Annotated in this window: 14 protein-coding genes; 3 read left to right on the forward strand and 11 right to left on the reverse strand. The window is 43.2% G+C overall.

The window, feature by feature from the left end:
• The 5 genes from B3O12_RS05480 to B3O12_RS05500 all read right to left on the reverse strand — a co-directional run.
• The coding region (locus B3O12_RS05480; RefSeq protein WP_286755580.1) for a M16 family metallopeptidase at positions 1–1,260 on the reverse strand (1,260 nt) is incomplete at its 3' end.
• 1 nt (position 1,261) lies between these two features.
• The gene (gene porV / locus B3O12_RS05485) at positions 1,262–2,413 is read right to left on the reverse strand and encodes a type IX secretion system outer membrane channel protein PorV (RefSeq protein WP_189629303.1); all 1,152 of its coding nucleotides are present in this window, start codon (positions 2,411–2,413) and stop codon (positions 1,262–1,264) included.
• Positions 2,414–2,444: 31 nt separating this feature from the next.
• The gene (porU, locus tag B3O12_RS05490) at positions 2,445–5,804 is read right to left on the reverse strand and encodes a type IX secretion system sortase PorU (RefSeq protein WP_286755581.1); all 3,360 of its coding nucleotides are present in this window, start codon (positions 5,802–5,804) and stop codon (positions 2,445–2,447) included.
• A 26-nt stretch (positions 5,805–5,830) separates the two neighbouring features.
• Positions 5,831–6,547, reverse strand: coding sequence for a CDP-alcohol phosphatidyltransferase family protein (locus B3O12_RS05495; RefSeq protein ID WP_286755582.1), 717 nt, complete (start codon positions 6,545–6,547; stop codon positions 5,831–5,833).
• A complete protein-coding gene (locus tag B3O12_RS05500; protein ID WP_229838550.1) occupies positions 6,544–7,182 on the reverse strand; it encodes an MBL fold metallo-hydrolase in 639 nt (212 codons plus the stop codon). The genes B3O12_RS05495 and B3O12_RS05500 overlap by 4 nt, the downstream gene beginning before the upstream one ends.
• Before the next feature lie 75 nt (positions 7,183–7,257).
• Here B3O12_RS05500 and B3O12_RS05505 point away from each other — a divergent pair, with 75 nt between their 5' ends.
• The 3 genes from B3O12_RS05505 to B3O12_RS05515 are packed head-to-tail and all read left to right on the forward strand — an operon-like array spanning position 7,258 to position 12,544.
• Entirely contained in the window at positions 7,258–8,310 is a 1,053-nt protein-coding gene (locus B3O12_RS05505; protein ID WP_286755583.1) for an NAD(P)/FAD-dependent oxidoreductase, read from the forward strand.
• A 21-nt stretch (positions 8,311–8,331) separates the two neighbouring features.
• Positions 8,332–11,616: a hypothetical protein gene (locus B3O12_RS05510; RefSeq protein ID WP_286755584.1), complete on the forward strand. Its 3,285-nt coding sequence runs from the start codon at positions 8,332–8,334 to the stop codon at positions 11,614–11,616.
• Between the two features lie 46 nt (positions 11,617–11,662).
• Positions 11,663–12,544: a YicC/YloC family endoribonuclease gene (locus tag B3O12_RS05515; protein WP_286755585.1), complete on the forward strand. Its 882-nt coding sequence runs from the start codon at positions 11,663–11,665 to the stop codon at positions 12,542–12,544.
• Between the two features lie 170 nt (positions 12,545–12,714).
• On the opposite strand, the gene B3O12_RS05520 is transcribed toward B3O12_RS05515, so the two are convergent.
• From B3O12_RS05520 to ruvA, 6 genes are all read right to left on the reverse strand, one after another.
• Positions 12,715–13,380, reverse strand: coding sequence for an energy transducer TonB (locus B3O12_RS05520; protein ID WP_286755586.1), 666 nt, complete (start codon positions 13,378–13,380; stop codon positions 12,715–12,717).
• 82 nt (positions 13,381–13,462) lie between these two features.
• The gene (locus B3O12_RS05525; RefSeq protein ID WP_189629310.1) at positions 13,463–14,137 is read right to left on the reverse strand and encodes an energy transducer TonB; all 675 of its coding nucleotides are present in this window, start codon (positions 14,135–14,137) and stop codon (positions 13,463–13,465) included.
• Between the two features lie 25 nt (positions 14,138–14,162).
• Positions 14,163–14,564 carry a VanZ family protein gene (locus B3O12_RS18780; RefSeq protein WP_414706567.1) on the reverse strand — a complete coding sequence of 134 codons (402 nt, stop codon included), beginning with the start codon at positions 14,562–14,564 and terminating at the stop codon, positions 14,163–14,165.
• A 1-nt stretch (position 14,565) separates the two neighbouring features.
• Positions 14,566–14,946, reverse strand: coding sequence for a glycine cleavage system protein GcvH (gene gcvH / locus B3O12_RS05530; RefSeq protein WP_189629312.1), 381 nt, complete (start codon positions 14,944–14,946; stop codon positions 14,566–14,568).
• A gap of 55 nt (positions 14,947–15,001) precedes the next feature.
• The gene (gene sprA / locus B3O12_RS05535) at positions 15,002–22,078 is read right to left on the reverse strand and encodes a cell surface protein SprA (protein ID WP_286755587.1); all 7,077 of its coding nucleotides are present in this window, start codon (positions 22,076–22,078) and stop codon (positions 15,002–15,004) included.
• 63 nt (positions 22,079–22,141) lie between these two features.
• The gene (ruvA, locus tag B3O12_RS05540) at positions 22,142–22,735 is read right to left on the reverse strand and encodes a Holliday junction branch migration protein RuvA (RefSeq protein WP_189629314.1); all 594 of its coding nucleotides are present in this window, start codon (positions 22,733–22,735) and stop codon (positions 22,142–22,144) included.
• Between the last annotated feature and the right edge of the window lie 68 nt (positions 22,736–22,803).

Here is a 22,803-nt window from a genome sequence, read left to right on the forward strand (position 1 = left end):
CCCGCTTATACTTCTTGTCAGGCTTTCGGTTTGAAGATGCGTAGAGAGGACCTGCTGTATATCTTCTCTGCTGGTGTTGTTTATTGCTTCAAGGTAATTATTATAGAAATCAGTGGGAAGGGACTGCGTGGCAAGGGTTTTGTATTTGGTAATAATTGAGAATGGGCTCGATATGGCATTCAGGTAGTTGCCTATCATGTAGTTTTTGACCACTTCTAACTCTTGTGCTGAGACGGGCTCTTCTTGTAACCGTTTAATTTCTTTGTAGATTTCGTGGATGGTTTCTTGTTCATATTCAGCTTTGACATCAGTAGAAATAACGAAATAGCCACTGTGATTTAAGGGGTAAAGGCTAGAGTATATACCATAGGTGTAGCCTTTATCTTCTCGGATATTCTTCATTAGCCTTGAGCCAAAAAAACCGCCAAGTAGTTCGTTGGCCACCATGAAGTGAAAGTAATCGGGGCTGCTACGTGTAAATAGCCTTTTACCTAATTTAATGGAGCTTTGTACAAACTTTGAGTCTCTGTGGCTTGTGTCTTTGGGAGCATTACTTTCTTTAAATGAGGGAGTCTCAAACTGCTTGGGTACTTCAGGCTGTCTTTTGGAAAAGTAGCCTGAGATTATTTGATAGTAGTTGCTTGGAAGATCTCCTGAAAGAAAGATGTCGAATGAGCAAGTATAGTTTTTATGAAATGTTTGTAGCTGTTGAGAATTGATTGAATTGATATCTGAAGGATAGAGGCGGTAGCCATAGGGATGGTCTTTGAAAAGGGCGTTCCTAAGGTTTACTGAGGAAGTATAACTTCCCTTTTGCATATTCAGTTTAAGCCTGTTTTGCTCTTTTTCTTTGAGTGTATTTAGTGCTTGATCGTGAAATGAGCTTTCATATATGATGTCGCTAAGAAGGCCTATATTCTCATTGAAATGCTTTTTGAGACCATAGATTGAGATAGAAGAGTGGTCGAAGCCGGGGGTTATTTCGACAAAGCTACCCAGTTCATCTATTTTCTCCGACAGTTGTGCTCCGCTGTATCTATTTGTGCCTTCCAGGAGCATCTTGATGGCCAGTTGAACCTCAGCTGCATTTTGCGCATTAAGATTGCTTCCTTTTGTAAGTAACTCTATTCGAAATGCCTCTGTGTTTTTTTCAGGGTATGCATACAGGTTGCTTCCTCCGGGAAGGGAGAACTTTTCGATCGGTGGTAAAGATATTTTTTGAACTTGCTGAACCGAGGGGGCCTGAGTTCTGTCGAGCATATTAATTATCCTCCTTTTTCTTTGAGAAATTGATTATGGCACCAAACCGCAACGTTTCGGCCAATGGATGCTCTTGTAATTGTGGTACTAGATAGGAGAAGTTCAATTCGATCTTCTCCAGCTTGAAGCCAAGCCCGGCTGTGAAATACTTTCTATTTCCTTTGTTTTCGTGTTCGTAGAAGTAACCGGTTCTGAGGGCAAATTTTTCATTGTATTCGTATTCGGCACCAATTGAAAACATTATTTCTTGCAGCTCTTCATTGAATCCTCCGGGGGCATCTCCGAACGAACTAAAAATTCCATCCAAAAGGCCTTTATCTCTATGTGATCCATCGGGTTGTGGGGTCGGAACCATCAGCTTACTGACATCTAAGGCAATAGTAATTTTATTGTAGGGGTCCAGGAATGAAGAAAGTGCTGTACCTAACCGCAAGGTGGTAGGTATGAAGTCTTCTTCATCAGCACTATTGTATGAAATCTTAGAGCCTATATTGGTAATGGTGGCTCCGTAAGATATTTGAGACTGTTTGTTTAATACCGTTAATTGTGTTCTGTAGTATACTCCAATGTCGGCTGCAATGCTGGTTCCTGGTTTAGGGTCAGAAACAGGGCTGGTGGTAATATTGCCTGAGAGATTGGAGAGAATGTACTTACCGGTTACACCAAGGCTAAGGTTGTCGCTTAGTTTACGTGAATAACTTGCGGCAATGGAGAACTCTCTTGGAGTGAAACTTCCTATGGGTTGTCCGGCTCCATTGGTTAATTCTATATCGCCAAGATTGAAGTAGGTAAGTGCTACACCAAAGGCTTGTTCATCATCTATTTTTTTAAAACCGGAGAGGTAGGAGAGCGACATATCGTCTACATATTTTTTTAACCATGGGGTGAAGGTGATGCCGAGTCCTGAGTTTTGGTTTATTTGGGATAGTTTGGCCGGATTCCAAAATGTGGCATTAAGATCTGGGTTGGTAGCTACACCAACGTCTCCCATGGCTCCTGATACAGGGTCTGGAGCAATGGTAAGAAAAGGCACGGCTGTTCCAATTACATTTCTATCTGTATCCTGGCCACTTATGTTTCCTGAGTTTTGTCCAAAGGTATTGAGAGTGATGTAGGAGAGGAGTATGGTGAAGATGAAAATCCTATGTTGCATGAATTTTTTGTTCAAAGATAGTACGTAATAGTTAATTTGAAATTATGAGTTTTCTGCGTACAAAGTCGCTTTTTCCCGTTGTTTTTGAAACTATTTTGAGTGTATAAAAGTAAATGCCGGCATTTAGTCGTTGTTGGTTATTGTCTTTTCCGTTCCAGTTTATCTCTAATGTAGCTTCTGCACTGAGCACTTCTTGTTCTATTCGGTGTACAGGTTTGCCTTGATTACTGATAATATCAACACTTACCAGAAGGTTTTCCTGTACCAATTTGTGAGTTACTTTAAAAAAGGTTTCCTCTATAAACGGATTCGGATAGGATTTTATTTCTGTGATGTACGATGAATTCTCCATTACCTCAAACTCCAGGTATTCAACGGCTGCATTTCCGTGTGAGTCTCTTGCTCTTACTTCTATGCGGTGTTTGCCTTCTGGAAGACCTTGCAACAAAGTGGTTGCCATACCACGCCCCGCTTTGTCTGGCAGAGTGGTGAAGGTTTCTCCCAGATCTATCTGTAGTGTGTCATTAAGAATGAGCATTAAGTTTTGACCCAGTACGGCATTGGAAATGTTTATACCGGTTTGGTCTCTAAGCTTTACAATGGCTAAAACATCAGGGTCGAAGGGACTCTGAGGGGGTGCCAGGGTATCATTGAGGAAAATTCTGATTTCAGGGGGGGCGGTATCTGTGACCGGACTGGGGTGTGTGCCACCAAGCGTAAAGGAAAGAGTGCTACCTAAAGCCTCTTGATGGTTGGTTTTTGCATAGGCCTGAATTTTTCCATGACCGAAAGAGTAGTCGATGTTTTTAGGGATTGTAAAATTTATGGTAAAATGGCCAGCTTCTACTGTGGCTTCTCCTCTAAATAATACCCGGTCTCTTTCCTTATATTCGAAAGGAGCATTTTCTGAACCAAGGGTAATTTTCGGTTGGGTCTTGTCTAATAGTTCTATGGTCGCTATTCCGTTAAAGTTGGGGGCAACAGAACCATTGGAGATAATTCGGCCACGAACTTGAATCGGTTGAAGCGCCCTTAGTGTATCTGTTTCAGAGGGTTCTTTTCCATTTATGTGTGTTATTTCTACCTGATTCTGAGGATATGCTAGCCTCATGCTTGGGTCGCCAAGGAGGATGAAATTTCGGTTTAGGCTTCCTTGTAGTGAATTATTTTTAGTGAATTTGATGACATCCCCGAGTCGTTGGTACTCTCCGTTGTTTTGTTTGAGCATGGAACCGTAAAGAGCTTCGTTCAGGCGATAATTGGTGCTGGAAAATACAGGTCGGGCGGTTGTTAAGAGTCCAATAGCTCCACCGGTGTTTTTAAAAATCAATCGTTCGGCTCCTGATTCTGTATTAGGGTCGTCATTTCGTCCGAACTCGCAAGTGGCAGTAATCAGAAAAGGCATTTTGTAGGTATTTCGCCACTGATCTATATGATTGAATGTGAGTATGCGTTCTTGGGTCCAACCAAATTCAGCACCATGACCTGTAAAGTTGATGATCAGTTTTCCCTGGTTTACGGCATCGAGCAATGCTTTTTCTGCAGCCGGAGAAAACTCGCCATTAGGCTTTCTTTCCTGTTCGAATGCATCCAGATAGAACTTGTTTACCCGAAATTGATGATAAGTAGTGTCTACCAGAGTAGCGAGCTGATCGGCATCGCGCTGGTGAATATTTCTGTCTCCATCATCTGCGACAAAGAGAATTTTACTTTTCCAGTTGCCCATAGTGTTTGGATGGGTATGGTATAGAATGATTTTATCTATAGCTTTTTTGGCCTGATCGTAGTTGCGTGCAGGTATACGCCCTATACCAATGTCTAGTTGATGATCTCCTGATGTAGACTCCTCCCAGAAGCCCTCGTCATTATCCAAAAAGCCAAAGAAATCGTCTGAGGAATAAGACAATAGCGGGTGTATGGAGTTTCTCGACTCATAAGTGGGTACGAGGTTGGTATTGTCTGATACTCTGTTTTTATAATCAAATGAGCCTTTTCCCAAAAAGAGCACATACTTTAAGTTGCCCTGATCGTATTTGTGTCTAATGAAATCGCGAATGGCCACAATATCCTGGCGGCCGCTACTAAACTCGTTGTAGATTTGTGAGGTTGAAGCTACTTGAACGCTCATAAGGTCGTGCGTTCTTCTAAATGTGGCTAAACGCTCGGCCTGTAGTATTAAACTCTCATGAGTAACAATTAAAAAGTCGACCGGAGGGGTTGCTCTGAGGTTTTGATTAGCTATGGACTTAAACTGAAGGGGCTCTGGTAAACTTGATGGATTAAAAACCTGATATGTAGCTTGTTCTTCTGTAAAAGCTCCAAACTGGGCTTGGTTGTTCGATCGGCTGAATTCCTGAATAGCAATATTGGATGGGTCCGAAATATTCCAAATGACCAGATCGTTGCTTGAAGTTTCTAACTGATATGTGACTAAGCCCGAATGGTCGGGGGTGAACCGGAGTGTTTTCTGCTCAGTTTGGAATGCAGCTTTTGCCTCTACCTCTACAAGGTATTTATCTAAATAGGCCACGGCATTGCCTGAGCTATTTCTGTCATAAGAGAGACTAACTTCTAAAGCACCAGAACTGAGTAGATTTAACGGAATAGAGAAGCTGTTTTGCTGGATATTGCCTTTTATGGTGTATTGTGAGTTGGGTATGGCATTGAAGTTCATTTGTCCGACTTCCGATCCATTCACTTTTATGGAGGCTTGGGTAGTGGTAAAGGCCTGTGCCACAAGGCTTGCATGAATTGTGGCCTGGGTTGCTTCCGCTAAACCGGCTAGGCTGTGCTGAAAGGAGATTGGAACGGAGGTAATGCTTTCGCCAAGCCATTCTCTACCGGAAGACAGCAGGTTAATTAGGTCATTTTCATGATAAAACAGATACCTGGATTGAGTGATTTTTTGATGGTCGGTGCCTAGGTTGGGAGTCTGTCGAGCCCTTTTTCCGGCAGAAGGTTTATGTGTAAGGAAATAAAATACACTGTCGGAATAGAGATTTTTTTCTACCTGAAATGTTTTCGTAGTGCCATCGTAGATGGTTTTGTGGGGTGAATCTACATAGAACAGGATAAAATCGTTTTCGTTGAACACACCATCGTTTGCTCCCGACACCACTATGGCGTTTTCAGTGAGGTCAATCGGTCGTTGGTCGCTGTTAGATTGAGGGAGCATGCCTCCCGGATTTCCGTAAACGGCCAATTGGCGAGGGTCTATGCTTTCCGGAGAAAAGCCCATTTCGCGCAGTTTGTTCCATGAGATTTTATATACACCGGGAGAGGTAAAGCCCATCTTCACCCAGTGCCCTTCGGCCAAAACACTGGCTTGCTGGGCATGCAGTATAGGCTGCATGAAACAGAGGAGCGCAATAATGAGGTGTTTGGCTTTCAATACTTTAAGTTGCTGATTTATAACGTTTAAACTTTGTGGGTTGTATTTTCGGAGCTTTTAAAATTAACGGTGAGCGACAGCAGCAAATAAAGCATCATTAGGTAAGGAGCCGAGTCGAACCTAAACACGGCTACCAAGGGTATAGTTGAAAGTAGTAGTGTATATTTCTCCCAATTATGCCTAAAAGCAAATCCTTTGAATTTTAATGAGATCATTTTCATGGGGCTCACCATAAGAAATGAAAAAAATACGGCCAGTACTATGAGCCAATAGCTTGCTTCATGAAGGGTTTGCCCAAAGTAGCTCGATTGATTGTATATAACTATGGGGAGTGCGGAAACAAACAGTCCATGGGCCGTAGTAGAAATGCCCTTAAAAACGGCACTTTGATTATCTGAGATATTGAAAATGGCCAGTCGTATGGCCGAACAAACGGGAACTAGTAAAATGAGATATCCCCAACCTTCTATCGGGAAATAGGATGCATATATAAAGGTGGGGAGCACCCCAAATGTGACCAAATCGGCTAGTGAATCGAGCTGCACACCGAATTTTGAAGGCACCTTAAGCGCTCTTGCCAAAGCACCATCGAGCAAGTCGCAAAAGGCAGCTGCAAAAACAAAGTAGTGCACTTTGGGTTCACTGCCCTCCGGGGCGGAAAGTATATGTTCTATAGCCAAAACCCCAAGGACCAAGTTGGTTAGCGTAAACAGGTTAGGTATGTTTTTTATAATCCATTTCATTGGATGGCGCAAAAAGGGTTGTACTTCTTTTCGTGACTAATGGTGGTGGGAATGCCGTGACCTGGATACACCAGAGTTTCATCATTTAACTTAAAGAATTTCTCCCGAATACTGGCAATTAAGGTGTCGTAATTCCCTCCCGGTAAATCAGTTCTGCCAATGCTTTCATGGAACAGAACATCTCCACCAATAAGAAATCCGTCCTTCCGGTTATAAAAAGCTATGTGTCCGGGGGCGTGTCCGGGTACAAAAAGTACTTCGAGTTGGCCACTGCCCACCTCTACGGTATCACCTTCTTTAAGGAAGAAATCCGGTTGCGAGGGGGTATACTTTTGAAAGCCGTAGCTTGGTGCATAGGCTTCTACCGATCTGAGCGTATCAAGATCGTTTTCTCCAATGTAGAGTGGGGCGTTAAATTGACGCATAGCAAACGCATTACCCAATACATGGTCTATGTGGCCATGTGTATTCAATATTTTTTCTATGTGAATGGATTCTCGTTCTATGTAGCTAACCAGTTGAGATTCTTCGGCCGGATCGAAGCATCCCGGGTCAATAATAACTCCCTTGCCCTCTTCATATACCACATAGGTGTTTTCCATAAAAGGGTTGAACGTGAATGTTTTTACGTGCATACTTTAACCGTTTAAAAGCTCTAAATTTCACCGTTTATTCAAGAGTTATCAAGAATACTTCGATAATTTCGCTGCATGAGGGTGGACTATCTTGTGGTTGGAGCCGGGATTGCCGGTAGTGTATTGGCAAGACAACTTTTGGAGATGGGAAAACGAGTTATGGTTATCGATGAACCATCGCTTTCCAATAGTTCGAAAGTTGCAGGAGGGTTGTATAATCCCATTACGGGTAGAAAAATGGTTAAGACCTGGAATGGAGATGTGTTGTTTGAATATCTGGATGGCTTTTACCGGGAATGGGAAAACGACCTGGACGAGTCTTTTTTCTATAGTATTCCTATTTACAGGCCTTTCTTCTCTATAGAAGAACAAAATGAGTGGATGGCGAAGAGTATTGAGCCAGCCTATATCCCTTACATTGCCGGTATTAAGCAAAAACCTTTTTGTGAAGATGAAGTGCAGAACCCTTATGGAGGAATTTTACTGAATAAATCAGGATACCTAGACACAGCTACTCTGTTGAAAAGTTTCAGAGCTTATTTAGTAAAGTCGGGTTTGCTTCTGGAAAGCCAATTCAACCCCAATAAGCTTCAAAAAATGGGAGGGAACTACACCTACGAAGGAATAGACTTTCGCCATTTGGTTTTTTGCGATGGTCACCTCTCAACCACCAATCCATGGTTCAGTTGGTTGCCATACCGGCCGGTGAAGGGGGAGTTACTTTTCATTAAATCTAGCGTTATGCCAAGGGTAATTTACAATAGAGGTGTATTTGTTATACCCTTGGGCAGTGGAATGTGTAAGTGTGGATCTACTTACGATAATGGCCAACTGGACGAAATTCCAACCATTGCCGCAAAAAGTGAGTTAATAGATCGTGTGAAGAGCCTGGTGAATTTTGACTTTGAGGTGATAGACCAGAAGGCAGGAATAAGGCCTGCCACAAAAGACCGAAAGCCTTTTGTTGGCAGGCATTTTGAAGAGAGAAATATCTGGATTTTCAATGGGCTTGGAGCTAAGGGAGTGTCGTTGGCTCCATATTATGCAAGACAACTTGCATTACATATGGAAGAAAACGGAGCACTGGATGATGAAGTCAATATTGAAAGGTTTTTTTCGTTATTTTAAGAGTTTCTTCGACAACCACATATGGTTATAAAGTATTCCAAAACGTACCCGCTTCTATTTGTGCTTTTCACTGTGCTTTTTGTGGTGAATGAGGCACAAGCACAAGCCTTCAGAGAGAAATTTGGTAAGAATAGAATTCAGTACAAGTATTTCGACTGGAGTTATTTTGCCTCAGAAAACTTTGAGGTGTATTATTATGAAGGCGGGCAGGGGTTGGCTCGAAAAACCATTGAATATCTCGAAAGTGAGTTTAACAGGATAACTGAAACCATTGGTTACCCGCCTTATGCCAAAATCAGAATCTTTCTCTACAACTCTGTGGCAGACAAACAGCAGAGCAATGTGGGGGTAAATGCCGGAGATTTTACGGTTGGTGGAGAAACCGAGTTTGTACAATCTCAGGTAGAGTTGGCTTATTCAGGCGACTACAGTTCTTTTAAGAAGAAGGCATTATACAGTATCACCGAGATGCTGATAGAAGAAATGTTGTACGGTGGCAACATTGCAGAAATGTTCCAAAGCTCTTTCACCAACCCCATTCCGGTTTGGTTTACAGGCGGTATAGCCAAATATGTGGCCTACGGATGGGATAAAGAATCGGACGATGCGGTAAGAGAATATGTTTCTACCACCTCAGAAGATAAGTTTATTCGCTTGAGTGCTGAAATGAACAGACTCCTGGGGCAGTCTATCTGGAACTATATTGCTCAGAAATACGGACAGCGCAGTATTTCCAACATTCTAAACCTTGCCCGAATTATTCGGAACGAAGAAAACAGTATTGAGCGTACTCTTGGAGTACCCTACGAACAGTTTATGAACGAGTGGCGCATTTTTTATAACAACGCCAACATTCAGCTTAAAGAGAATAACTATTCTGCTCCCGATCCCGGCACCAAGGTTTCAGGTAAAAATAAAAACGAAGACCGCTACACATCAGTGAAGTTTAGTCCTGATGGTCGTTTTTTGGCCTATGCAGCGACCAATGAGGGACAGTTTAAAGTAAGGGTACGAAATATGACCAATAATGAGGAGCGGGAGATATTTAAAGGAGGACTTAAGCTAATCGATCAGGAAGTTTACACACACTATCCTATCCTCAGCTGGGCCGACACGACCACACTGGGTATTGTTTATGCTGAAAATGGCGCAAATGTTTTGGCAGTAAAGCGATTGGGCGAAAAAGGAGAGCAGAAGCTTAAGATACCTCTTTTGGGTATTATTCAGAGCTTTGATTTTAAAGATGGAGGACGACTTGCGGTAATGACCGGCTCAATCAATGATGTTTCTAATGCCTATGTATACAATCTTGTAAGAGGTCAGGTAAGGAAAATAAGTGACGATCGTTTTGACGAACGAGATATAAGCTTTTTTGAGGGGTCGAATCAGGTGGTTTTTTCTTCTAACCGATCTACGGATAGTGTTTTTGTATCCGGCCCCGACAGTCTGGAACATGTAATGGGTAACCAGTTCAACTTATATACCTATGACATCGACTACCCCGACAGCTCATTTAAACAGCTTACTAATAGCCTGGCTATTAATGAACAACCCAAAGCTTTTGGTGGCCACACTGTGGTATTTGTAAGCGACCAACAAGGGATTAAAAATCTTTACTCATACAGTCTGCAAGATTCCACCACAAGGCAGCTTACTAGTTTTGTTTATAGTATTAAAACCTATGACTATCACCCTCAGAGTGGGCAGTTGGCCTTTGTGTCTAATCTGGAAGGAAAAGAAGCTGTGTTTTCACAATCTATTGATTTGACTCAGAGCATTTTTACCCCCGTTACTCCCCGAAGGGCTTTGGAGGTGGCAAAGATTATGGCTCAAAGAAGAAGAGAGAGGTTGGGAGAGCAATACAATAAGCTGGATTCTGTGCGAAATGCCGGCCCGTTGGTGCCTCAGAATGTAAGGTCTCCTTTGCAGCAGTTAGATTCCCTCAAAGAAGGGGCTATTAATACGGAAGAATATGAATTTAAGATAGAGTCTAAGGTCAATACCAAAGACTATCAGTTTGAGAAGCCTTCAGAAGACCCAACGGTGAGTAGCCGGTCTTTTTTGAGTATATACCAGAACACGCGGTCTACAGATAAAATACAAGGGCCGGCACCTTATGAGAACCGTTTTCAGACGGACAATCTGGTGACATCTTTTGTAATTGATCAGTTACGATCATTTAGCCAGCTCATGGAAATCCAAATGAATGATTACTTACAAAACCATCGGTTCAAAGGTAGTTTGCTGGTGCCCTTGAGCTTCAATCAGGGATATGACATATCTGGTGAGTACGAATATCTCAAAGACCGACTCGACTACAGTGTGAAATACTACCGCAAGAGCATCGTACGAATCGATCCGCAGCGTTTCTTGAATCAACGGTTCAATCTAAGCACTTTTAGTGTGGGAGCCAGCTATCCGTTCAGCCATAAGTTGCGCGTAGACTTTAACCCCTTCTTGGCTCAAACCAACTACATAGACAGAGATATACGTTTACTTATACCAAGTAATAATCCCTCCCAGTTCGTTTCGGAGAGTACCGCAACATATGGAGGCTTTAATACCTCTGTGGTATTTGACAACAGCGTGGTGGTGGGAACTAACCTTCATCAGGGAACTCGTGCAAAGGTGAGATTTGAGTCTTTTCTGAAAATGAATTCTGAAGCTGTAAGCTTCAGTAATGTACAAGTAGACCTAAGACACTACTTTAGAGTGAACAAGGGGATATACCTTGCCGGTCGATTCTTCTATGGATCGTATTTTGGCAATGCACCTAAGAAGTATTTGTTGGGTGGAGTAGACAACTGGGCCTTTAACAGTACCGAGTCTTCGAATGCCGAAGTTAATCCGTTGGACTTCCAGACCTTGTTCGATAATAGCGATGTGCTGTTCCATCAGTTTACGAACCTTAGAGGTTACAACTACAACACATTTCAGGGTAAGAATGTAATGACCTTTTCAGGGGAAATACGTTTCCCAATCAACCAATTGCTTACCAATTCAGAGCTTAAGTCCAACTTTTTGAGGAACCTTCAGGTTATTGGATACTATGACATAGGTTCGGCCTGGGACGATCTTTCTCCGTTTAAGCCCAAGAACAATCTGAATATTGAGGAAATCAGGAATGAAGGTTCTCCGTTTACTGCCGTAATCAACAATTTTTCAAACCCATGGTTGCAAAGTACCGGGGTGGGGGTAAGAACCATGTTGTTTGGTTTCTTTAGCCGAATAGACTTTTCGTTCCCAATACGCAACTTTGAAATGCTCAACCCTAAACTGCAACTGTCTTTTGGCTACGACTTTTAGTTTATTAGAAGTCAATTAACCTATTTTTGTGCATTAATTAGAAAGCATGCTAAAGTCAATGACCGGCTACGGCCGCACCAAAGGTACCGTTAAAGGCCATCAGGTAGATGTTGAAATTCGAACGCTGAACTCTAAGTTTCTCGATGTTCAACTTAAAGTTCCACGCCTGTTTCAAAGCAAAGAACTGGAGATTCGTTCCTTACTTTCCGAAGGTCTTACCCGGGGTAAACTGGCCGTGACCATAGACATGGTTCAGGATGCAGAAGCCGATAGCTCTAACCAGGTAAACCATGAATTATTTAAGAAGTATTACAAGGAGTTTGAGGCTTTGGCAAAGGAAGTAAATGCCAACCAATCCGATCTTTTTCGTTTGGCTTTACATAGCCCCGATGTAATGAATGGATCTGCTTTAGATGAAGAAGAACTTGAAGAACAGTGGAAGGGAGTAAAAAAGTTATTGGCCGAGGCTATAGTGTCTTGTAATAACTTTAGGCAGCAGGAGGGTGCAAGTTTGGCTGCCGAGCTTGCCAACTACATAGATAGTATTGGTAGTTTTCTGGAACAGGTGAAAGCACTGGATCCCGAGAGAGCAGAAGCCATACGCGAACGGATACTGAAGCATCAGAAAGAGATAGAAAGCTCCGATGAATTTGATAAAAATCGGTTTGAACAGGAAATGATCTACTACATCGAGAAGCTTGATATTTCTGAAGAACTGGTTCGGCTGAGTAACCACCTCAGTTACTTTAAGGAAGTAATGGGCGAGAGTGACTCGCAAGGGAAAAAACTGGGTTTTATAAGCCAGGAGATTGGTCGCGAGATAAATACTATAGGCTCGAAGGCTAACTATGCACCTATTCAGAAGTTAGTGGTTGGAATGAAAGACGAGTTGGAGAAGATTAAAGAACAGTTACTCAACATTATATAGTTTTTTCAGCCTAACAAAAGGAGCCTTCAGGTACTTCTTTTGCTTTCCGAATACTTCTGTGTTTTTTACTTGAGGGCCTGACACTGCTTTTTGTGAGTTTTTGCGGATTGCCCCGGTAATGCGAGAACCTGGGATATTGTCCTCATATTACCGGAGCGTTGCTGAATCTTTTATTTAAGTACAAAGTGTATAAACATGGACATTCTTGATTTAACAGGATTGCCGCGTTGAAGCCCTGGATTCCATTTGGGCGACATCTCAAGCACGCGTTTGGCTTCTTCGTCACAGCCGCCACCAATTTCGCGAAGTACTTGCACGTCAGATATATTACCCTCTTTATCTACCACAAAGCTCAGAAGTACTTTGCCCTCAATCCCTGATCGTTTGGCAAACTTAGGGTAGTTCAGGTTCTTTTTAAGAAACTTGATCCAAGCTTCTTGACCACCTGGAAAGCTGGCGTTAGTTTCTGCAATGACAATTGCATCATTAGTTACTTCATCTTCCTGTTTGGTAAAGACGAAGTCCTCCATTAGGTCTTCTTCATTGTTTAGGTCAATAATAGGATCTTCCAGCTCGGGAAGGTCAATTTTATTCTCTACCTCAATGAGTTTTATAACCTGTGGTACCTTAGGAGGTTTGGGCTGTTCAAATTCCGTAGGAGGAATTACCGGATCTTCGAATACTTGGTTCTCATTGAATACAATGATTTCCGGTTCTACAGTAGCCTTAATCTGAAAGGCTGAGAATACGAGCAGAAGGCTGCAACAGAGACCTATGCTAAAGAAAAGGCTGGTTTTTCTCGCATAGTCGATAGATTTGTTCTTCTTGAGTTCCATACTAACTAATTTTATAGTATTAAAACTAATAAATTAGTTAATCACATCAAAGAAAAAGCCCACTCATTTGTGGGCTTATTATTTACTTCAGTTTAAATACTATTCTGAATTGCATTCTGGACTTTACTGGTCTACCTCTTTGTTTTCCAGGGTTCCATTTTGGAGACTCTTTAAGTACTCGAACGGCTTCTTCGTCACATCCACCGCCAATACCTCTCATTACCTGAATGTCTGAAATGTTTCCTTCTTTATCTACAATGAATGAAAGGAAAACGGCACCTTCAATACCCATTCTTTTTGCTTGACGCGGGTACTCAAGGTTTTTATTCAGATACTTATACCATTCAGCATCTCCACCAGGGAAAGAAGCTTGCTCTTCTACAATCATGAATACCTGATCGGCTTCTTCTTCTTCTGGTTCTTCTTCGAAAACAATTTCTTCTACTTCTGTTTCCTCAGTGATTTCCACATCTAAGTCAATCTCAATTTCTTCTTCGATTTCCTCTTCATCAGGGATTTCGATAATCTGAGGTTGCTTGATTGGTGGAGGAGGTGGTGGTGGCTGCTCGGTAGGAGGTATCTCAGTCAATTCCTCAAAATCATCCGGAGCCATACCTAGATCCATTAGCTCACCTTCTTCATATTGTTTCCATTCGAAGGCGGCCAAAGTGATCGAAAGGCTCAAGATGAGGCCAAGTGCCATAAACATGGTGGCCTTTCTGTTAACGTCCGCCTTTGGACTCTTCTTTAATTCCATAACACTGTTTAGTTAGATTCTAAAACTATAATATTAGTTTTTCAAACGCAAGCTTATTTTTGATAAAAATCATAAAAACAATCACGCCAAACAAGGCTCCCAGAAAATTTGCCAACAAATCGTAAATATCTGCCATTCGGCCGGGTATCAATTGCTGGAGAATTTCTAGAATTGCACCGAAAACTAAGCATATAGTTAACGATAGCTTCTTGTAATTTGTTTCCTTGCTTTCCAGTTTTCCTTGCAACTGATAACCAGACAGTACAAGAATACTGAATATGAAAAACACCCCTAAGTGGGCTAATTTGTCATATGAGAGAAGTTTAGACTCTGGAAAGGAGTCTTGAGGCAGCAGCATTAAAACGGCCACAATGGTACCCCAAACTCTGGCAGGCCATAGTGCATAGGGCCTCCAACGTTCCAGCATCTTAACCTCCTATATGTGCTTTGTAGTCATCGGCCGACAGCAGACCATCTAATTCCGATGGGTCAGACAATTTTATCTTAATCATCCAGCCATCTTCGTATGGACTTTCGTTTACCTTTTCCGGGGAGTCGTCCAGGTCTTCGTTTACGGCAATTATTTCACCGCTTACGGGCATAAACAGGTCTGAAACTGTTTTTACAGCTTCTACTGTGCCAAAGACCTCGTTGGTATCGATGGTCTCTCCTTCGGTTTCAATTTCTACATAAACAATATCACCCAATTCGCCTTGGGCAAAGTCTGTGATACCTACGGTAACCTCATCACCGTCAACCTTAACCCATTCGTGGTCTTTTGTGTACTTTAAGTTTGCAGGAACGTTCATATGGTCAATTCTCAATTTGCACCAAAATTACATGCTTTCATGAGAATTGCAGGCTTTATTGTGACAAACTGAACTGAATTCTTCCACCAAAGGTAGTGCGGGCGTTTAGGAAGCTTGTAGACACTCTTGGGTCATTAATATTCTTGTCGAAATAGAAGGTGACTAACAGGGCCTCACTAATCTTGTAGTCTACGGTTGGGTTTAGTCGGAAAACCCTGATACCATCAGTTATTATCGGTTCTTCTCCAATTCTACGTTGCACCACCTTGCGGTCGCTTATGTTCATTGTGAGGTTAAACCGCAGCTCATTGGGGAGCGATTCTTTGCGCCCATTAATTCTGAAAGGAATTTGAACTCCTGTACGGGCAAAGTTTACAGTAAGTCTAAAGGCCTTATTGGTCATTTCTGTTACTTGTATGTTAGACAGGTTCAGGGCCAGGTTTCTTTCCCTGTCATAGTTCAGGTTGAATCCCCAACTCGACTTTGTTCTCAGGTTAATGCCAATGAATGGAGCCATTCTTTCGGTGAGTACAACCTGTTGGGCAAGATATACGGGAACCAGGTCTCCGTTTTCGTTCAATTCTGAGGCCAGCCCGGCTTCTCTCAGATTGTTGTCTAAGGTGAGCCCAGAAGTATAAAGGGGGGAGTTGACAAAATTGGAGACATCGTATTTGCTACTGTATGCATGAGAAATAGAAACGGTGCTAAACACCTCATTGATGGTCGGTATTTTTGACAGGCCGTTGTATTGCAAACTCCAGTTGGGTATGGGCCACTTGGGAAATGGGCTTGTGTCGGCTTTATCGGGCGACTGCCCACTGTAGGCTGCAACGAAGGCAGGAATAACCACTTCCTGAGAGTTAATTCCATACTCTCCGTTGTTGTTCAGTCCATCGAGTCTTTGTTTAATACTGCTTCTGTAGGCTTCAAAGTTTTGAAAGAGGGGAGAGCTGTTGTCGGCATTATCCTTATCAAAGGCTGTTTTTATCATTAAGAAGGAGATACCGTAGGTTCCTGTTCGGTTTGGGTTAATGCTAATGAAACTGTCGGTATCGGGGTCGTTGCGGAATATTTCCTGATAGTTTTCTGTGAAGCTCTTTCGGCCTGAAAGGGTTACCCTAAAGTCTTGGAAGGGCTCAACCAGAGCTTCGTAGCTGAATTGAGTAGCCCGGTTTTGCTGGAAGGGATTCGTTAGAAACTCGCTTGGAGCATACAGGTTGTTCGAAGCCAGCACATGCCGGATGTCATTGTCTTGAGAACCAAGTATGAAGCCCAGTCCCGGATTTTCGAAATCACGGTCTAGCCCAAACAGGTAAACATCTGGCATGTAGCCCGGTAGTACGGTTCCTTCGCCTTGGGAATAACTAAAGTTTATGCTTCTCAGTGCCATTAAAGTTCTTAGGAAACCCTTGGTTAGGGGTATGTCTGCCAGGCTTTTTCTAGCCGAGGTATCGGCCGCAGCATTTCTGCCGGTTGGTCGTGTCCGGCTTCTCGAAGGAGAGTTTATCTTTCTGAGCACCCCAATGTTATTGTATAGTTTTACAAGATCTATTTTGCCCGAAAGTCCAATTTCGAGGGTGTTGTTGGCTAGGTTGCCCAACGTATCTCGCTGCCCAATGGCACCGGCTTTCCAATTGAAGTTGGTGGTGTAGCTCAGGTCGGAGTTAATCCAGTTGGTTGCCGGAAGTTTATCGAACGGCAGCGTGTAGGTGCTGCGTATGTTGTGAGTATAGTTTTTAATTCGCCCCAACTTCTTAAAGTTGGTGAGTACAGAGTCTCGTTTCACTTCTGTGTCTATATCACCTTCAGGCTCATCAATAATAGCATTTACTCTTGCCGTATAGTCTAGGGTGAGTCGTTGCGCAAGATCCCAATTTACGGCATAGGTTCTGTCGAAAGTGAATGACTTTTCATAATAAGGATCAATGCCATCTGTACCCAGGTCGGCATTTCTCAGTTGGGTTTTTAGAAAACTTCGGTTTACGTCTCCATTAATGGAAATGGAGGTAGGAATCGGGTTGAAGTTGAAGTCTTTGATTAGTTGTAGCCATTTGGAGTCGAAAAGGCTTACGTTTTGAAAAGGAGCAATGTTGAGGGCTTTGGGTTTGTAGTTGTAGTTGACCGCACCACGGTAGTTTCTAAAATCGTAAAGAGCGGTGTTGATGTTGCTGCGAGTTATTTCATTGTAGGCATAAGTAAAGCTGAAGTTTTCGATAGCCCAGGGCAGATTAAGACGATTTTCTCCGGTAGCTCGTTTTCTTACGTTGGAGAAATTGAAGCTTCTTCTTTTAGATATGTCTATTACTTTATTAAGGTAGTCGTCTCTTTCTTGTTCTTCTTCAAAACTGTCCAGAACATCTTCCAGTGGTAAATCAGGATCCAGAGGGTCGAATTGAGGTACCGATCGGGCATGTTCAACACTAAAAAAGGCAGGTATTTCCAGTCCCCAGTCTTCCGGGAAAAACTTGTGGAGGGCCACACTGGTAGAAATATCGTAGGCGGTAGTTTTCTCGCGATTTCTTTCCGATACCTTGTCCGATATCCCTCCAAAACCTATGGAAGAATGAGCAAAGCTTGCGCTCAGGTTGCCCAGGTCGGCCAATTGAGCATCTAGTCGGGCATTGGCCGCCCAACCCGATTTTGAGTCGAAGTCGGTAACTCTTAGCTCATTGGCCCACAGATAGAACGATTTGGGTTCTGCATCGGGCGAGCTTGGGTTTCTTACACCAATCATTAGGGTTTGCACCGAACTCATGTCAGGGCGACCCACCACTGTAACATTGTATTTACCTACTGTTTGGGTGAAGGGCAGGTTGAGGTTGGCATTTTGCCTGTTTCTTGCCGCTTTTACTTCATACAACCTGTCAAACGCTATATCTATCTCATTAGCTTCGGGCCAAATTTGTTCGGGCGATAGTTCTCCCGGTTGTGTCATGGTGAGCGGGACTTCTATCTCATAGTAATTTTCTGTAAAATCGGTTCCCAATCGTAAAAAAGCAGTCACTTCTCCAGGCTGTAAGTCGTCTGGGCTATCGGCATGTAAAAACATCTTTATTCGACCATAATTGATCATGTCTTGTGTTACCGTTTTGTATACGGCTCTTGCATCGCGATCCCGAAGGTTTTCCACTTGGAGTTGTAGCGACTGTTCATTACGCCTTCTTTCAATGGTAGAGGTGTTGTCTCTGTCTCTTCGAATACCGGGAGGCAGTACATAAGGCGGACGCCCATCGGCCGGTTGGCTGTTTTCTTCAATACTTACTACACCTACAGTAAACTTGGCATCGGAAGGTTCAGGAATTTCGAAAAGGCCTTTTTCGTACAGACTTTCCTGAAAGGTTCTCCATTGGCTGCCCACCATTCGGAAATTCACAAACCGTAAAACCACTGGTTCGCTAAATTCGGTGAGGTAGGTTCTTATATAGCGAATGGATTTGAATCCGTTAATATTGCCTTGTACACGATCGGGCTTTCTCACCGGAATTCGGAAGAGGTACCAACTCACCTGATCTCCATTTACCTCGTTGGTTACTTTATCTACAATATTGTTTTTTCCTACCTGAAACTGCCCGGGCTTAATGTCAATAGCATATTCATAGTACTCCTCTAAATCGGCCAGTGTATTGTCTCTGTTTAGGTCTTCATTGTCGGGTAGGTTAGAGTTGGAGGGGGTAAAATTAAGGTTGCCCGTAGAAACGGGGCTATTGCCTTCCATGCCGTTAAAGTTTTTATAGCGGGCCAGTATTTTTACATCGGCAGCGTCAAGCTCATCGCTAAGGTAATATTGAAAATTGTCTCCGGAGGGGTCGTTCTGAAGGGCTTGTCTAATGGAAGGGTCCACGTTTACTGAGCTTAAGAAGTCACTGAAAAATTCAGCCTCTTCGCTAGACTTGAGACCATCGAGCCCAACATCCTGATTGGCCCTGGCTCCCTGGCTGTTGTCGAAAGCCGGATTAAGGTAAGGCTGGTTGGTTACCCTTCCCCATTCGTTAACAATCACGTTGTCATTGGTTATTTGCCCATCGGCTGGTAGACCTTGTTCAAAAGCATGTCTTTCATCGCGCATCAGGTCTTCAGAGATACTGCCCAGGTTTATAAACATCTTTCCACCTGTAGTGTTGGCCTTTGCCGGATTGATTCCATCATCGATTAACCCCCGAGGGTTTTGAGGTGTGTTGTTGCTCACATTTATAAAGGGGTCCATCATCCAGAATTCGATGTACTCAATGTTGGTTTTGTCAAAGTCTACCTCGTTGGTAATGGCGCGTACTATGGCCCCAAAGTTCTTCTCCGGTTCAGGTAGCGAGCCATCCCTTTGTAGGTTGGGGTTGTAGTTGTACATGCCTCTTTCTGCGGGGTAGTAGGCAATATCGAACGAAGGCTCATTGACCACGATTTGCTGAGGATCTCTTTTAATCACTTCCGTTTGGCCTACCGATCGTACGTAGTGGTTTTGTAGGTCTTCGGGAGTAATATTCTGAGGTCTGTTTCTGCCGGAGGATCGGTAAAAAACGTTGTCTATAGTATACCAGGCAATTTTTGCTCTTCTATAGTTAGTGCCCAGACGTGTACCGGCCTGGTTGGAAAGATCGAACTTGTTGTCATCGGTCTTTGGGGTAGAGCCCAGTTTCCAGCTTTGCGCATTGCTTAAACTAAAGGGAGTTACGGTTGCCTCAAAGTCATCGATATACGATGTGCTGGTGCCGTCTACTTCGTTGGAAGTGCCCGGAAACAGTTGGGCAAACTCTCCTCGCAAGGTAATTTTAGATGGTGCTTTTGTGTCAATAAAGGGTAGGGCATCAACCATCCGTGTGAGGAAGCGCGAATTGGCACTGTAATTAAAGTCAAGCCCCACCATGGTGTTGCTTACCGGTTCGTTACCGATATTCACTCTGGTGAGTTGGGGGCGTTCGTTGAGGTGAAGCAAAGTAAGTCCCACGTTGGTTTTGTCATTTACCACGTAGTCTAATCGGGTACCTAGGAGGTTGCGGGCCTGAAAGCTAAACAGATCGGCTTTTTCGTAAGACACACGAATTTTTTTTCCAGAATTGAGTATGAGTGGATTAATGATGGTGACTTTTCCCTGCACATAGTCTACTGTGTAGTCGGTACCTTCTACCAACGGGGTACCTCCGGCAGTCACCACTACACTGCCTTCAGCCACCTGAAAGGCATTGAGGTTGATTTCGTTGGTAGAGCCTGACTGTAGGCTACCTTTTATAAAGTACTTATTGAGTCTTGATACCAGTTGAGCATCGGCACGGGTGGTTCTGTATAGGGTATCGAAGACATACTTTTCTTTGAGAAACTGCTCTGAATCTAAAAACTGACTTTCCAGTCGCTGACCAAAAGGTTCCAGGTAAGGAAATATAATATAGCCTCTTTCCGGATTGATGGTAACTCCCTCCACATAGTCGAAATTTCCGTCTTTTTGTGGGTCGCCATTTTGGTTCAGCCGGTCCAGTCCCATAATCTCAATTAGTGGAATATCTTTAGTGCGCTGTCCCTCATGTAAACTTGGGTTGTCTATTCCAGTATTATCATCGCGGTAAATTACTCTTAACTGGAAGGACTGGCGATCTACTCCTGCAGCATTCAGGTTGTAAATGTTCTTCATCATAAGGTCCCAGGTAGGTACCCTCGTATTAATTTTGCTGGGGCGCAAGAGTTTGAGGAAAATGACGTCATCTTCCGATCTTCCCTGATAGTCTTCAGTAAGTTCTCCCACTTTGTAGCGTCTACCTTGATAGTTGTATTCGAATGATACAGCCAACACTTCGTCATTCTGTAATTGTCGGGTGAGTGAAATAAAGCCTAGTTCTCGGTTAAAGTAATACTCAGAAGGATCTAACTTCCGGGCACCGGTTACTCTCTCAAAGTCCTGTCCTTTTTCTAGTCCATGCTGCCCTTCCAGTATGGAACTAATCTGATCGGGCCTTCTGAGATTGGGATTTGCCAACAGGTTCTCAAACAGGTTGTTGGCTGCGTTGCTGGTAGGGCTGCCGCTATTCCCGTTGCCCACAAAACTATTTCCTTGCTGAAATATCACATCGCCTTCACCCAGGTCCATAAAAGCGGCAAAGTTTCTAAGGGTTTGCGTGTTGTTCGTTCGGTTGAGAACATAAACTTCTAATCGGCTTATTTGTAGCCCTGAGATGACTGTTGGGATGCTTCTGAGCCAATTCTGAAAGTTGTTTCTGAAAAAATGCCCCAGAAAGAAGTGTCTGTTTTCATCGTAGTCACTGGCGCGAATTTGAAATTCATTGCGCTGTACACCTCCTTCTATCTCAATAGACTCGGAGGTTCCTCTTTGCGAAGCGGCAAGAGCGGTTACATAGAGTCTTCCAAACTGAAGCTGCGTTTTGAACCCAAACAGGTTTTGAGCCCCGGCAATCAGGCTATTGTCAATGGGCAGACTTACGTTACCAATTTCCATGCTTTTAACGATGTCCGATTCCAGCCCTGAGAAATCTACCTTAAGCTCGTTTTCGAAGTCGAATGAGTTGTTGTTGTCAAAATTGGCATTCATTCGCAGTTTGGTGCCAATGGTGCCATCGAGCGACATCTGAATATTTTGGTTGAACTCAAAGGTTCCGTTGCGTTGCTGCCTGATAGGGATGGCGGGGTTGTCTACACGCTGAAACCTGCCGCCAAAATCGAGCTGAACGGTTCCGTTGGTATTAATGAGAATCTGGTCGCCACCAAAGAGCCGGTCGAAGAAGGGGTTTAGGGCAATGGGAGGGATGAGACGCCCTCTGTTACTAACGGCACTTTCTCCATCGCGCGCTTTAGAGCGCTCCATTAGAAACTCTTTATTACCCTGTTCTATTTTCTTTCGGAGGGCCTGATTGAAAGGTACATAGGCTGGGGGGCGAATAAACTGATTGTCGAGTTTTTCGGATACGATAATGTTTTTACTCGTGTCTACCTGATATTGCCTGTTATAAAACCCTGCATTATTAAAGAGCAAAGGCGAGTTGAGCGGACGTCTGTATAGCGGGTCTCCAAAAGGGTATCTTGGTCTAAAAAGTGGGTAGGGGGAAGGGGTGTACCTGGTAGTGTCTTGTACCGCACGGGTGCTATCCTGACGCTGAGCATAAACTGATTTAGGCGCGAGAAGGCCTTGTACCATCAGGCCAAAAAATAAGAGAAATAATATTTTGTGCTGTTTGCCGATCAAGACCTCAGAAATACCTCAAGCCGCTTTGAGGGCTAGTTTTATCAATTGTTCCAGGCTAATATCTCCTGTCTGCTCCTTTAAAATTTTGTCAATGCTCTTTTGTGCGGCCGCCTTGGCAATGCCCAAGGTTACTAACGCTGCGAGAGCCTCATTTCTTATGGCGCCTTTAGAAGAAGATGGAATGTTTATCGGGTCGCCAGCATTGGCCGCTTTACCAATTTTGTCTTTAAGCTCTAAAATAATGCGCTGAGCGGTTTTTGCTCCTATACCTTTTACCGCTTGAATGGTTCGTACATCTTCTCCAAGTATGGCCTGTTCCACCTCTTCGGGGCTAAGAGAAGATAATACCATTAAGCCGGTCGATGGTCCTACTCCTGAAATAGAGATAAGGTGCATGAAAATGCTCTTTTCATGTGGGTCGGCAAATCCAAAAAGAGTTTGGGCATCTTCCTTTACATGAAAGTAGGTAAACAACTGAATGTTCTCCTTGTCTTTAATCCGGGAAAAAGTGTTTAGTGAAATCTTTACTTCATAGCCCACACCTTGTATATCTATAATTACATAGGTGGGATCTTGAAAAGCAAGTTTACCTTTTAAGTAAGCAAACATAGTGGAGGTAGTCTTATGAAAAACAAAAATGGCAAGTTACCCTTGCCATTCCTAAAATTAATAAGATT

Origin of the sequence: Roseivirga sp. UBA838, assembly GCF_002296035.1 — a bacterium.
Taxonomy (GTDB): Bacteria; Bacteroidota; Bacteroidia; order Cytophagales; family Cyclobacteriaceae; genus Roseivirga; species Roseivirga thermotolerans.

What these genes read in the sequence shown, in the direction of transcription:
- porV (WP_189629303.1), bottom strand. Translation starts at nt 2,413, where the DNA reads ATGCAACATAGGATTTTCATCTTCACCATACTCCTCTCCTACATCACT.
- B3O12_RS05495 (WP_286755582.1), bottom strand. Translation starts at nt 6,547, where the DNA reads ATGAAATGGATTATAAAAAACATACCTAACCTGTTTACGCTAACCAAC.
- B3O12_RS05500 (WP_229838550.1), bottom strand. Translation starts at nt 7,182, where the DNA reads ATGCACGTAAAAACATTCACGTTCAACCCTTTTATGGAAAACACCTAT.
- B3O12_RS05505 (WP_286755583.1), top strand. Translation starts at nt 7,258, where the DNA reads ATGAGGGTGGACTATCTTGTGGTTGGAGCCGGGATTGCCGGTAGTGTA.
- B3O12_RS05510 (WP_286755584.1), top strand. Translation starts at nt 8,332, where the DNA reads ATGGTTATAAAGTATTCCAAAACGTACCCGCTTCTATTTGTGCTTTTC.
- B3O12_RS05515 (WP_286755585.1), top strand. Translation starts at nt 11,663, where the DNA reads ATGCTAAAGTCAATGACCGGCTACGGCCGCACCAAAGGTACCGTTAAA.
- B3O12_RS05520 (WP_286755586.1), bottom strand. Translation starts at nt 13,380, where the DNA reads ATGGAACTCAAGAAGAACAAATCTATCGACTATGCGAGAAAAACCAGC.
- B3O12_RS05525 (WP_189629310.1), bottom strand. Translation starts at nt 14,137, where the DNA reads ATGGAATTAAAGAAGAGTCCAAAGGCGGACGTTAACAGAAAGGCCACC.
- B3O12_RS18780 (WP_414706567.1), bottom strand. Translation starts at nt 14,564, where the DNA reads ATGCTGGAACGTTGGAGGCCCTATGCACTATGGCCTGCCAGAGTTTGG.
- gcvH (WP_189629312.1), bottom strand. Translation starts at nt 14,946, where the DNA reads ATGAACGTTCCTGCAAACTTAAAGTACACAAAAGACCACGAATGGGTT.
- sprA (WP_286755587.1), bottom strand. Translation starts at nt 22,078, where the DNA reads ATGGTACAAGGCCTTCTCGCGCCTAAATCAGTTTATGCTCAGCGTCAG.
- ruvA (WP_189629314.1), bottom strand. Translation starts at nt 22,735, where the DNA reads ATGTTTGCTTACTTAAAAGGTAAACTTGCTTTTCAAGATCCCACCTAT.